The 12181-nt window shown below is 72.5% G+C and carries 10 protein-coding genes; 6 read left to right on the top strand and 4 right to left on the bottom strand.

The features are described from left to right. Positions 1-64 precede the first annotated feature (64 nt). The gene (locus ABT123_RS19410; RefSeq protein WP_351315837.1) at positions 65-754 is read left to right on the top strand and encodes an N-acetylmuramoyl-L-alanine amidase; all 690 of its coding nucleotides are present in this window, start codon (positions 65-67) and stop codon (positions 752-754) included. Positions 755-770: 16 nt separating this feature from the next. Here ABT123_RS19410 and ABT123_RS19405 read toward each other — a convergent pair whose 3' ends face one another. Together ABT123_RS19405 and ABT123_RS19400 are read right to left on the bottom strand one after the other, a co-directional pair. Further along, positions 771-2120: a M1 family metallopeptidase gene (locus ABT123_RS19405; protein ID WP_502970998.1), complete on the bottom strand. Its 1350-nt coding sequence runs from the start codon at positions 2118-2120 to the stop codon at positions 771-773. Positions 2121-2474: 354 nt separating this feature from the next. Next, positions 2475-3194: a TetR/AcrR family transcriptional regulator gene (locus ABT123_RS19400; protein ID WP_351315834.1), complete on the bottom strand. Its 720-nt coding sequence runs from the start codon at positions 3192-3194 to the stop codon at positions 2475-2477. Between the two features lie 105 nt (positions 3195-3299). Between ABT123_RS19400 and ABT123_RS19395 the strand changes: the two genes are divergently transcribed. From ABT123_RS19395 to ABT123_RS19375, 5 genes are all read left to right on the top strand, one after another. Then, positions 3300-5693: an MMPL family transporter gene (locus ABT123_RS19395; RefSeq protein ID WP_351315831.1), complete on the top strand. Its 2394-nt coding sequence runs from the start codon at positions 3300-3302 to the stop codon at positions 5691-5693. 69 nt (positions 5694-5762) lie between these two features. Next, entirely contained in the window at positions 5763-6527 is a 765-nt protein-coding gene (locus ABT123_RS19390; protein WP_351315828.1) for an LmeA family phospholipid-binding protein, read from the top strand. A 33-nt stretch (positions 6528-6560) separates the two neighbouring features. Then, positions 6561-7352, top strand: coding sequence for a hypothetical protein (locus tag ABT123_RS19385; RefSeq protein ID WP_351315825.1), 792 nt, complete (start codon positions 6561-6563; stop codon positions 7350-7352). 254 nt (positions 7353-7606) lie between these two features. Beyond that, on the top strand, positions 7607-8602 hold the full coding sequence (locus ABT123_RS19380) for an MBL fold metallo-hydrolase (protein ID WP_351315822.1): 996 nt from the start codon (positions 7607-7609) through the stop codon (positions 8600-8602). Further along, positions 8592-9623 (top strand): RNA ligase family protein, encoded by a 1032-nt coding sequence (locus tag ABT123_RS19375; RefSeq protein WP_351315819.1) that lies wholly within the window; start codon positions 8592-8594, stop codon positions 9621-9623. The genes ABT123_RS19380 and ABT123_RS19375 overlap by 11 nt, the downstream gene beginning before the upstream one ends. 88 nt (positions 9624-9711) lie before the next feature. On the opposite strand, the gene ABT123_RS19370 is transcribed toward ABT123_RS19375, so the two are convergent. Together ABT123_RS19370 and ABT123_RS19365 are read right to left on the bottom strand one after the other, a co-directional pair. Beyond that, complete coding sequence (locus tag ABT123_RS19370; protein WP_351315816.1) at positions 9712-11373, bottom strand: HEAT repeat domain-containing protein; 1662 nt, start codon at positions 11371-11373, stop codon at positions 9712-9714. A 160-nt stretch (positions 11374-11533) separates the two neighbouring features. Then, positions 11534-12121, bottom strand: a complete 588-nt coding sequence (locus tag ABT123_RS19365) for an ArsR/SmtB family transcription factor (RefSeq protein WP_351315813.1) — start codon at positions 12119-12121, stop codon at positions 11534-11536. Positions 12122-12181: the final 60 nt, after the last annotated feature.

The following is a 12181-nucleotide window of genomic DNA, read 5'->3' as shown; positions in this document are numbered from 1 at the left end:
TCGTGATGTCACGATTAGCGGCGTGCCGTCTTCTGCATGCTCGACCTCATGAGGAGTGGTGGCCATGGAAGACAGCCCGCTCAGCCGTCGACGGCTGTTGTGGGGTGCTGCCGGCGCAGCGGGTACGGCTCTGGCCGCTGCCGGGCTGCCGCAGCTGATCCAGCCCGTGGAGAAGGCGAAGGCTGCGCTCCCGAGCCCCGTACGCAAGGCCCCCGCCGCCGGGCCGCCTGCGACCGTGCGTCCGGACCATTCGGTGGACTACGCCCCCGCCGTCTGGATCGAAGCCTGCGAGGACAACTACACGCCCTCCGACCGTCCCGAGTCGTATCCCATCGAATACGTCGTCATCCACCTGACAACAGACATCTTTCCGACCATGCTCCGCATGTTCAGGGACCCCGCCGAGAGGGTGTCCGCGCACTACGTGGTCAGCGCAAACGGCACGCGGATCGCCCAGTGCGTGCGCGAGCGCGACGTCGCCTGGCACGCCGGCAGCGTGTGGCACAACCGCCGGAGCATCGGCATCGAGCACGAAGGCTGGGTCGACCAGCCTGTGTACAACGACGGGATGTACGAGGCATCCGCCATGCTCACGGCCACGATCTGCGCGAAGTACGACGTGCCGGCCGACCGGGACCACATCCTGGGCCACGTCGAGGTCCCGCTGTCCACTCACGAGGACCCCGGGCCCGTGTGGAACTGGGACAAGTACATGCAGCTCGTCGAGACCGCCCATCAGCGCGTCAGGACCTGACACCGTGTCGAGCCCATCACGCGGGCTTGCCGTCGCCGTAGAGCCACGAGTCCCAGATCGAGTCGAGGTCCCGGCCGGTCTTGGCCTCCGCGTACGCGGTGAAGTCGTCGGTGGAGGCGTGGCCGTGGCGGTGGCGCAGGGTCCAGCCGCGCACCAGGGCACGGAAGGCCTTGTCGCCCACGGTCTGGCGGATCCTGTGGACCACCATCGCGCCGCGCACGTACACCGGCTGGCGGGAGATGTCCGAGGCGGTCGGCGGCTCGGCGGGCGGGAAGTCCCATTCGTCGTCGTCCGCGGCCTTGGCGTGGTTGCGGTCGAAGTGGTCCTGGGCGCTGGCGCCGTCGTGGTCCTCGGTCCACAGCCACTCGGCATAGGTCGCGAAGCCCTCGTTGAGCCACATGTCCCGCCAGGTCCGCGGGGTGACGGAGTTGCCGAACCACTGGTGGGCCAGTTCGTGTACCACGTTGGTGGTGTGGAAGATGTCGGCCGGAATGGTCGGCCTGGTCTGGGTCTCCAGGGCGTAGGGCACACCGGCCGCCTGATCGACGATCACCCCGGCGGCGGAGAAGGGGTAGGGACCGAACCTCTCCTCTGCCCATTCCATGATCTCGGGGAACCGGCCGAGGATCGCTCCGTCCTCGTCCACGCCCGCGGTCGTGTCCATCGCCGACACGACCGGGACGCCCGACCGGGTCCGGGAGGTTTGGATGTCGTAGCTGCCGATGGCCACGGTCGCCACATAGCTGGCCATGGGTTCGGCCTGGTGCCAGCGGAAGGTGGCGCGGTCGCCGCTGGTGCGTCGGGCGCGCAACTGCCCGTTGGAGATCGCCTGCACGCCCTTGGGGACCGTGACGGTGATGTCGTACGAGGCCTTGTCCGAGGGGTGGTGGTTGCCCGGGAACCAGGACATCGAGCCCGTCGGCTCACCGAACGCGACTGCTCCGTTGTCCGTCCTCAACCAGCCTTCGCGCCACCCGTGGTCATGGGTGATCGGCTCCGGCGTGCCCGCGTAGCGCACGACACTGCGGAAGGCGGCGCCCTTCCTCACGTGATCGCGCGGCTGCAGGGTCAGCTCCTGCCCGTCCCGCCGAACCTGAGCCGTGCGGCCGTCGACGGTGGCGCTGAGCACCTCCATGCCGAGGAGGTCGAGATTGAAGGCGCTGAGGTCCGCGGTGGCCTTCGCGGTGATCTCCGCGGTGCCCTCGAGGCGGCCGTCGTCGGGGTTGTAGGCGAGGGTCAGGGCGTAGTGGGTGACGTCGTAGCCGCCGTTGCCGAGCTCCGGAAAATACGGGTCCCCGGCGCCCGCGGCAGCGGGGCGCCCGCCACGGAACACCGCGCCGGCAGCCCCCGCCCGAGCGGTGTCCACGCCGGTACGGGCACCAGCACTCGCATCCGCGCCGGTACGGGCACCCGCCCCACCGCCGGCACGACCGTCGGGCTCCGAGCACGCGGGGAGTGCGGCGAGCAGGCCCGCGACCGCGAGGGCGGTCAGACGTCCGGAAGTTTTCACGCAGCCGATCATGACCCAGCCCCCAGGCACCCCGACCCCGCCACGCCGTGCGCATGACCCCTCCGGCGGGCACGGCCCGGATGCCGCCGGCCAGGTTGCACCGATGGGAGCGCCATGGACGAAACGGCACGGTCGGGGCGCGGAGCGCGGCGGTGTGGTCGTGGACGCAACCGTCTCCCTGATCACCGTCTCCGCGGCACGCCGGGGTGGTCAGGCCGAGTCGTCCCGCGGGGCCGGGGTGCGGCCCGGTGGGTCGGTGGAGGCGAGCAGGTTCAGCACGGTGGCCTCCATGGCGTGCCGCGCCTGTTCGGCGTCGAGTCCCGTGGACCGCCAGTGGTGCCAGGCGCCCCACGTGGTCACCGCGTCCAACCCGTCGGCCAGGTCCCTGCGCTGCCGGGCCGGGAGCCGGTCGAGTTCCTCGGCGAGCACCGCCTCCAGGCGCTCGCGGGCATCGCGGAAGGCGTCCGCGGTGACCTGACGGATCCGTTCCGAGGGGTTGTCCATGCGGATCATCGCCAGCCGGGCCGGGGTGATCCATTCGAGGATCCGGGAGCGCTGCTCGACCAGCGCCGCGACACGCGTCTCCCGCGGCCCTTCGGTGGGCAATGGCCTTATCTGCGCCGCAAGTTGTTCCAGCCGACGGGTGATGGCGGTGTCCACGAGCTGGGCCATGTCGGCGAAGTGGTGGAACACCGAGCGGCGCGAGACGCCGGCGTACTCGGCGACCCGGTCGGCGGGGAACTCCGTCATGCCCTCGTCGAGCAGGGCGAGCAGCGCGTCGGCGATCTTCTCGCGGGTCTGCCGGCCGCGCTCGGCCCGGCCGTCCCTGGCCCCGGCGGGTGACAAGCCCGGCCGCCGGCTGTCCCGCGCCCCCTGCTCCGGCTCTTGCCCCCGCCTTTGCCGGTTCTGCTCCTCGCCCTGCCGTTCCACCTGGGCTCCTCTCTCCGATTGACATTATTGCACTCCGAGTGCAACCGTGAATCTGCACTCGGAGTGCAACTTCATTTGTGGATCCGTGGAGGGGTACGCAGCACGATGTTCTTCGCCCTGGGCCGGTGGTGCGCCCGCAGACCCGTACGTGTCCTCGCCGTGTGGGCGGCCGTGGTGATCGCCGTGGTGGCAGCCGTGGCCCTGCACGGCCGCGTCACCACTGAGGCCGTGGTCATCCCCGGCAGCGACAGTCAGGCGGCCCGGGACGCGGCCGAGACCCTCCCCGGACCCCCGTCCGGCAACCAGCCGATCGTCCTGCATACGACGCCGGACGGCCCGGAGTTGACCTCCTCGACCGCGCGGCGGGCGGTGGAGGAGGCCGCGGCCGACGTGGCCAAGGCGGACCACGTGGTCGCCGTGGCCACGCCGTACGGGCCTTCGGGCGGCGCGGCCATGAGCGCGGACGGGCACACCGCCTACCTGTCCGTCGGCTTGGATGTGACGGGGCGTGACATCACCCCGGAGATCAGCGAGGCCGTGCTCTCGGCCGCAGAACCCGCGCGCCGGGCGGGTATCGAGGTCACGGCAGGAGGCGACCTCGCGGCGGCCGTCGACAAGCGGTCCACCGCACACAGTGAACTGATCGGTCTCGCAGCGGCTGCGGTGATCCTCTTCCTCACACTGCGCCGAATCCTCGCGGCAGGGCTGCCCCTGCTGGTGGGGGTCCTCGGGCTGGTGGTCTCGCTGTCGGTGATCGGGCTGGTGGGGCACCTCCTCGACATGCCCTCGTCGGGGGCCACCATCGCGGCGATGATCGGCCTCGGCGTGGGCATCGACTACACCCTGTTCTGTCTCACGCGCTTCCGTGCACTCCTGGCACAGGGGCACGAGGTGCCGGAGGCGGTCGGGCATACGACGGCGAGCGCCGGTAAGGCCGCCGCTTTCGCCGGCTGCGCGGTGGCGGCGGCGCTGGCCGGGCTGGCGCTCGGCGGGCTGCCGCTGCTGCATGCCCTGGCGCTGGCCCCCGGCATCGCCGTACTCGTCGCGGTCCTGGCCGCCCTGACCCTGCTCCCGGCCCTGCTCGCCCTGCTGGGCCACCGCCTGGGTCACCGTACGGGCGGACGCCGCGAGCGCAGGTGGGCGCAGGCGAGGCTCGCCGCGACGAGGCCCGCGCCGGGCCCGGCGGATCCGCCCGCTTCGCCCGCTTCGCCCGCCGTTCGCTCCGCGCCAACCGGCTCCGAGCACGTCGAGGACGACATCGAGGACAGCGAGGGCGCCGCCGACGCCACCGAGCCTGCGCACGCGCGTGCGCGGCGGTTTGCCGCGCACGTGGCCGACCGGCCCTGGCGCTACCTGCTCGCGAGCCTGGTCCTGCTGGCCGTCCTGGCAGCGCCGGCCGCCCAGTTGACGTTCGGCCAACTCGACGCGGGCGACAAGGCGGCCGGCACGGCGAGCCGCACCGCGTACGAGCAGCTGGCCGAGGCCTTCGGACCAGGCGCGAACGGCCCGGTCCAGGTGACCGAGACCCTGCCCACCGCGGCCGAGGGCCCCTCCGATCACCGCGTCGCCCCGGTCACCGAGGCCCTCGCGCGGACCCCCGGGATTGAGGCGGTCGGCCCGGCACGCATCAGCCCGGACGGCCGTACCGTCCTCTGGCAGGTCACCCCCACCACCGGTCCCGGCGACCGGCGGACCGTCGCCCTCGTGGAGCACCTGCGCGGGACCACCCTGCCCGAGGCCACCGCGGGTACGGGGGCTGTCACCCATGTGGGCGGGCCCACGGCCGCCCAGGCAGACCTGAACGCCCGGCTCGCGGACCGGATGCCGGTGATCATCGCCGCCGTCGTCCTGGTCGCCGGCCTGCTGCTCCTGCTCGCCTTCCGCGCGCCCGTGGTCGCGGCGAAGGCTGCCGCCATGAACCTGATCTCGGTCGCGGCCTCGTACGGCGTACTGACCGCGGTGTTCCAGTGGGGATGGGGGGCCGACCTGCTCGGCCTCGACGGGCCGGTGCCGATCCCGGGCTACGTCCCACTGCTGATGTTCGCCGTACTGTTCGGGCTCTCCATGGACTACGAGGTGTTCCTGCTGACTGCCGTGCGCGAGTCCTATCTGCGACACCGCGACAACCGGCGCGCGGTCGTGGAGGGGCTGACCGGTACGGCCGGGATCATCAGCTCGGCTGCGCTGATCATGCTCTGCGTGTTCCTGAGCTACCTGCTGTCCGAAGACCCGGTGGTCAAGATGTTCGGAATCGGACTGGCCGCGGCGGTGGCCCTGGACGCCACCGTCGTACGCGGCCTCCTCGTCCCGACCAGCATGGTGCTGCTCGGGTCGCGCAACTGGTGGCTGCCGGCGTGGCTCGACCGGATCCTGCCGCGCGTGGACATAGAGGGCACCCCCACGCCCGCCCCGCGCCCTCGCGCCCACCCGGCGAAGCCCGCGCCCCAACTGCCCGAACCCGCCGCCGGCTCCCGAGCCGACCGCCTTCCCACGTCCTGACCCGCCCCGCCCCCTCGCGACCCGAACCTCCGAACCCTCAACCCCGACCCGACCCCGAGGTACCGACCCATGCCGTTCCGCACCCCGCACGCGCCCGCGTCGCCGCACGTGCCCGCGTCCCCGCCCGCCCCCGAGCGCCGGAACCCGCGTACGGGCCGCACGGGCCGCTCGAGCCGCCCGTACCGGCGGGCGGCGGCCGTGACCGTCCTCGTGGCCGCCCTCCTGCTCACCGCCGATGCCCTGGCTCGCCAGCTCGGCGAAGAGCGGTTCGCCGACCGGATCGCCGCCCGCCAGGGCAGTGGCCTGACCTCGCCGGAGGTCACCATCGAGGGCCACCCGTTCCTGCTGCACGCCGCCCGTGGGCAGCATCCCGAAGTCCGGGTCACGGGAGATGCCCGAACGCCCGACGGCATCCCCGTCAAGGCCGAAGTCGACCTCCACCGGGTGTCCGAACAGCCCGGCGGCTACGCGGCGGACTCCGTCGACGCCGCGTTCACCGCACCGTTCGACGCGCTCGGCACGGCCGGCGACCGGGAGCTCCGGCTCTCCGACGCCGGCGGCGGCCGGCTGCGGATCGAGAGCGGCGTGCTGGGTATGTCCCTGGTCATCACGGCCGAACCCCGCCTCGACGCGGGCGTCGTCACCCTGCACGCGGACAGCGCAACCCTGGCCGGCCGCCCGCTCGATCCAACCGCCCCCGCCATCGCGGGGGCCCTGTCCCGCGAGCACCGGCAACTGCCGCCGCTCCCGCTGGGCCTGAGCCCCACCGAGATCACCGTAGGCCCGGACGGCATCACCGCCCACGCCGAGGCCCGCCGGGTGAACCTCACCTGACCCGCGGCCCCGTGACCGCCCGGCGGGACGCTGGTGTCCCTGCTCGTGGGTGTGCGGTGTGTCAGTGGGTGCTGGCAGTCTTGCCAGGTGCTGATCAACGGATTTGACGATGACCCGCTGGTGGTCGGGGAGGAACTTGTCTCCCACCCGGGGTTCTGGGCCGCCTACCTGTTGTGGATGTGTGACCCGGAGGAGTACGAGGGTCCACCGACTCCGGAGTGGTTCGGCGCGGACGCGGCCGACGCCGAAGTCGTGTCCAAAGCGCTGGTGGACGAGGGCAACTGCCCCGTCATCCGAATCCCGTTCGGCGGCGGGCACGCCGCAGTGGTGATAAACCGACCCTACGAAAGAAGAGGGGGGACGCAGTACATCGTCACCCACCCCGACTGGAGACGGCACGGCAGTCTCGCCGGAATTGGCGCATGCGAAGGCCCCGGCATCTCCTGGCGGGAACTGACCCACATCGCCGGTACTCCGGACCTTGATGCTCCGGGCGTCCACGATCCCCACGCCCGATTGCTGCTCCTGCTGCCGGCGATGAGTGACGAGGAGGCACTGGAGGGCGAGGACGCAGCTGACGTGATCGCCGAGGCGCTGATCCGGGTCGGCGCGCCGGTCAGCAGGGCTCCGCGCGTGGCGGAACTCCTCGTGGACCACCCCATATGGGACCCGATGGGCTGGTGGTTGCCTGACGAGCAAGGCTTCGGCGGCATCCTCCGGAGCGATGACCCCCGCAGCCCGCGAGTCGACGTGAGGCTCGCCCAGGGCATCACCCGGGAGCAGAACGAACGGCTCGCCCGCGCGCTCGGAACCTGGCCCGTCTGACGTCAAGAACCAACACATTGCCGGAAGCCGGCGATACGGACGCTCCAGAGGACCGGGTGCTCGCCCACGCAGCGGGACCCGCCGCACGGGACGGGTGGGTGCGCTTCGCCCGCCGCCTCCGGCTCGGCGCGCCGAGGCCGCGTCCCCCGGAGAATTGACCGTGCCGCCCGCCCGGAAAACAACGGGGCGCCCCGCCGCACCGCCCGCTACGATCGGGCCCTCACCTTGATCACGGCGGTCCGACGGAGGCACCGATGTCACAGGCCCCCGAGCGGACCCCTGAACGGACCCCCGCCCACCCCGAACGGCTCGAGCGGGGACACCCGTTCCGCCAGTGGAAGACCTGGCGCATACCCGGCACCGAGCTGACCCTCACCGGGTACTCCCGCGCCAACGACAAGACGTTCTTCCACATCCCCGAACTGCGCTGCGCGCTCGACGCCGGCCTCGCGGAAGGCCGTCAGTCGGAGACCGTCTTCCTCACCCACACCCACCACGACCATTCCAAGGACATCGACTACCTCGCCGCCCGGCCCGCCGGCGTCGACATCCACCTGCCCGCCCCAGCCGTCCCGTACGTGGAGCGCTACCTGCGGGCCTCCGCCGAACTCAACCACGGCACGGCCTACGACCCCGCCCTCGCCGCGAACTGCCGGCTGCACGGGGTCCGCGGCGGCGACGAGTTCACCTTCGGCCGCCGCGGACACCACGTACGGGTGGTGGAGTGCGCGCACAAGGTGCCCTGCGTGGGCTATGCGTTCTCCGAGCGCCGCAGGGAACTGCTGCCCCAGTACGAGGAACTGCGCCGCTCCTTTGCCGCACAGGGCCGGGGCGGCGGCGCCGAATTCGGACGCATCCTCGCGCAGCGCCGCAAGGAGGGCGCCGAGGTGGAACACGAGGTGCTCAAGCCACTGTTCGCGTTCCTCGGCGACACCCACGTGAGCGTCTTCGAGGACAACCCGTGGCTCTTCGCGTACCCGGTGATCATCACCGAGTGCACCTACCTCGACGACGCCGAACTCGATCGCGCCGACCGGGTCGGGCACACCGTGTGGAGCCGGCTGCGGCCCGTCGTCCAGGCCCACCCGGACACCCTCTTCGTCCTCACCCACTTCAGCCTGCGCCACTCCGACCAGGACGTCCTCGACTTCTTCGGCGACGCGTGCCCCGACAACGTGCTGCTGTGGGCGCACCCCGACAGCCGGCTGCCCGAACAGCACCAGCACGGCGGCGGTCGGCATGGCGGCTGACAGCGGCTGGTCACCGTACCCCAAGATCCCCTCCCGGGCTCGGCTGGGCGAGGCGCGGGCGGCCCGGGAGTGGGTCGCGCTGGAGAAGGTCCACGGGGCGAACTTCGCCGTCGTGTGCGACCGGGCCGGAGTACGCCCGGCCAAGCGCCGCGAACTGCTCGGCGAGAGCGGCCTCGACGACTTCTTCGGCGTGGGCCGGATCTGGCCATCCCTCGCCGTCGCAGCGGACCGCTGCGCCGCCGCCCTGCGCCGCACGTATGGCAGCGACCCCTCGGCACCGGTCACGGTCTACGGCGAACTGGCCGGCGGGCGCTACCCGCACCCGGACGTGCCGCCCTCGCCGGGTACGGAGCCGGTGCAGACCGGCGTCTGGTACGCGCCGGGGCTCCTCTGGATGCCGTTCGACGCCACGGTCGAGACGGCCGGTGGCGGCACCCGCTGGGCCGGCGACCGGGCGCTGCGGGAGGCCGCCGACGCCGCGGGCCTGCACTGCGCCCCGCTGATCGCGCGCGGGACGCTCGCCCAGGTGCAGGAGCGGACGTCAGTGTTCCCGACCCGGGTACCGGCTCTGCTGGGCCTGCCCGAACTGCCCGACAACCTGGCGGAGGGGCTCGTCGTCAAGCCCGCCGAGGAGTGGGGGACCCCCGACGGCGCCGACGCCGGCCCGGCCGCCCGCCCGGTGGCCAAGTTCAAGCACCCCGCCTTCGCCGAGGACGAGCGCTTCGACGGCTCGCGCCCGTACCGCGCGCCCGCCGAAGGCGCGGCGGGGGTGCCCGGCTGGCTCCTCGGCCAGGTCGCCGCGCTACTCACCCCGGCCCGGGCGGCGGCAGCCGTCAGCAAGCTGGGCCCGCGCACCCCGGCCGAGGAGGTTGCCGCCGAGATCGCCCGGGACACGGTAGAGGAGGCCGCCGAGGCCCTCGGCGGCCTCGACGACGGCCTCGCCCAGGCCCTGGAGCGGGCGCTGCGCCCCGGCGCGCTCGCACTCGCCCGCTTCGACGCTGCCGACCGCCGGGCCCGGTGATGCAGAGCCCGGCCGACGTGTCGCGCAGCCGCTGGGCCTCCTTGAGCAGCTCACAGCACCCAGGGCACCACACCCAGGGCCACCACGGCTATGGCAGCGCGAGCAGCGTGTCGATCCGGGCGCGGATTTCCTCGTCCTGGAGGAGCGCCCGGTAGTCGCCGTACTCCGACAGTCGGCAATCCGCGGCCCGTTGTGCCTCGAGTGCTTCCCGGACCGGTGGGGCGAGGTGTCCGTGGCGGGTGAGTGTGCTCAGGGCGGTGGCGAACTTCCCGTGCAGCTGTCCGTCGGCGGCGTATGCCAGCACCGCTGCTTCTGCCTGTGCCGGTTCCATCGGCGGTGGTTCCCATGGCTGCGGGTACGGCCCGGGCTCACCGGGGAGCAGCGGGCTCTCTCCCCACGCGTGGAGTACCTCTCGCAGGTCCCGGACCAGCCAGCCCGCGCGGGCGACCTCGTCGCTCAGGGCTTCTCGTACTGCGGGCAGCAGCACTCCGGCGTGTGCGTGCAGGGGCCGGAGTACGTCGGCGACGTCCGGCTGCCGCGGGTCACTGATGCAGTAGCCCCGGCCTTGCATGTCCCGGTAGGGCGCGACGAGCCGCTCGACGAGATCGGGCAGGGCGCGCGGGTCCCCGATCCGGGTCAGGGCCCACCGTGCGTGGTCACCGACGGTGCCGTCGAAGAACTGCGATTCGCCGGGGTCGTCGAGGAGGGCGGCGAGCCGGTCGGCGTACGGGGCTGCCCGGTGGCCGAGCACGGCCAGCAGATGGGCCGCCTTGTAGCGCACGTCGTCGTCCGGATCGGCCAGCAGACCGGCCGCCAGCGGCAGCACGGCCTCGGCCGCGGACGGCCGGGCCACCAGCAGCCCCCACGCCTCGTCCAGCGCGCACCGGCGCAGCTCCGCGTCGCCGATCCGGCTCCCGGCCTCGGCGAGCCCGGCCACGAACGAGGTCGCCACCGCCGTGTCGAGCCGTAGCAGTTGCAGGGCCCAGGAGGCGACGTCGTTGCGGTCGTACGGGTACTCGCAGTCCAGGGTGTACCAGACCTTCCCGAACTCCGGGGCGAGTGCGGGATCGGTGAGGAGTTCCAACAGCATGGGGGAGGCACGCAGCGCCGCTTGCGGGTCCAGCGGCGCTGTGGCGATCACGGCCGCCACGCGCAGCACCGGGTTCTCGCCGTGGAGGACGCCGTCCAGCACCGCGCGCACCTCGGCGTACGTCGAACCCGTGAGGTCCTCGGCAGCCGCGGCCTCGCCCAGTGCCAGCAACACGGTCACCCGGACCGAGAGGTCCGTCTCCTGGTGCCACCGCTCCAGCAGGGGGGCGGTCCGGCCGGCGATCAGCCGTAGCGCGGCCCGCCGCACCAAGGGATCCCGGTCGTCGAACAGCGTCCGCAGCCGGGGCCACTGCCGCTGCCAGGCCGCCTCCCATCCGGAGTCCACTGCCCCGGCCTCACCGGTCTCACCGTTGTGGGCCAGGTCCGCCAGCACCTCGACCAGGTCCGGCCGTGCGGCCGTATCCGGGTCGAGGGCGAGATCCACCAGGAACGGCAGCGCGGCCGTGCCTGCGCCGGTGACCCGTCCCAGGGGCAGGAGGAGACCCTGCAGGTCGCCGTACGCCCGCTCCACGGCCTCCGGCCTGGTGGTGGCGTCCGCTCGGGCGATCCGGCGCAGCACCTTCGGCACGTCGGTGGCCGGGTGGTCCGGCCCCACCGCCTCCAACCCGCGCCAGTCCACCGCGTCCAGACCCTCCAGCATGTCCCCCGCCTCGCTTCCCGGTGTCCATCCCGCGTCCGGGGCATCCTGCCACTGCGGCAGAGGGTGCAGCGCGGCAATTACCCCACCGCCCCCGTCGGCAGTACGGACAACGCTCGCGAGCAGGCGCACGAGGGGCCGTTCGACCGGTCCCTACGGGCGGTCAGTGCTCGTCGTCCGGCGGCAGGCTGGGCACGTTGGCCCGGAAGAGGCTGAACAGCAGCCCGTACGGCTCGCCATGCGCGGGGTCCGTCGGATGCGGCTCGGCGGCCATCGCGCGCAGCCGGGCCTCAAGCGCGTGCGCTTCGGCTTCGGTGAGCCAGAGGTGGCGCAGCGCGGTGTGCGAGGCTTGACCGGGCCCTCCCGGCAGCATCTCGCCGAGTGCGGCATTGATGAGGAACTCAGGGCCCACCGCCGCGTCCTGGTGCAGCTTGAAGCTCTTGCTGACCAGCGCGAAGTACTGCTCGGTGCCGCCGCGCACCTGACGGGTCTCGGCGAGCCGGACCAGTCCGGCCTCGCGCAGCACGCGTACGTGGTAGCCGATGGTGCCCTTGCTCATGCCCAGCGCGTGGGCGAGCTGGCGCAGCGTCGCGGGGCGCTGGCGGAACGCATTGACCATGCGGTGACGCACCGGATGCCCGAGGGCCTTGAACTGCTCGGGCGAGCGCAGCACAAGGTGGTCCTGCTCGTCGCGGCCGGTCTCGTCGTGGTCGGCATCACTTCCGTGCTCGGGGGGCTGTTCTTCTGCCATGGCCAAAAGTGTCTATGAATCTAAATACTTTTGACAACTCCGTCGCGGCAGCCCCAGAAT

Origin of the sequence: Streptomyces sp. NPDC002054 (genome assembly GCF_040296685.1) — a bacterium.
Taxonomy (GTDB): domain Bacteria; phylum Actinomycetota; class Actinomycetes; order Streptomycetales; family Streptomycetaceae; genus Streptomyces.
The sequence above is the reverse complement of the archived record's forward strand: the minus strand, read 5'-3'. Positions and strand labels throughout refer to the sequence as shown.

Bases quoted from the DNA above. Each gene is read 5' to 3' on its own strand.
- ABT123_RS19410 (WP_351315837.1), top strand. From the start codon at position 65: ATGGAAGACAGCCCGCTCAGCCGTCGACGGCTGTTGTGGGGTGCTGCC.
- ABT123_RS19395 (WP_351315831.1), top strand. From the start codon at position 3,300: ATGTTCTTCGCCCTGGGCCGGTGGTGCGCCCGCAGACCCGTACGTGTC.
- ABT123_RS19390 (WP_351315828.1), top strand. From the start codon at position 5,763: ATGCCGTTCCGCACCCCGCACGCGCCCGCGTCGCCGCACGTGCCCGCG.
- ABT123_RS19380 (WP_351315822.1), top strand. From the start codon at position 7,607: ATGTCACAGGCCCCCGAGCGGACCCCTGAACGGACCCCCGCCCACCCC.
- ABT123_RS19375 (WP_351315819.1), top strand. From the start codon at position 8,592: ATGGCGGCTGACAGCGGCTGGTCACCGTACCCCAAGATCCCCTCCCGG.
- ABT123_RS19370 (WP_351315816.1), bottom strand. From the start codon at position 11,373: ATGCTGGAGGGTCTGGACGCGGTGGACTGGCGCGGGTTGGAGGCGGTG.
- ABT123_RS19365 (WP_351315813.1), bottom strand. From the start codon at position 12,121: ATGGCAGAAGAACAGCCCCCCGAGCACGGAAGTGATGCCGACCACGAC.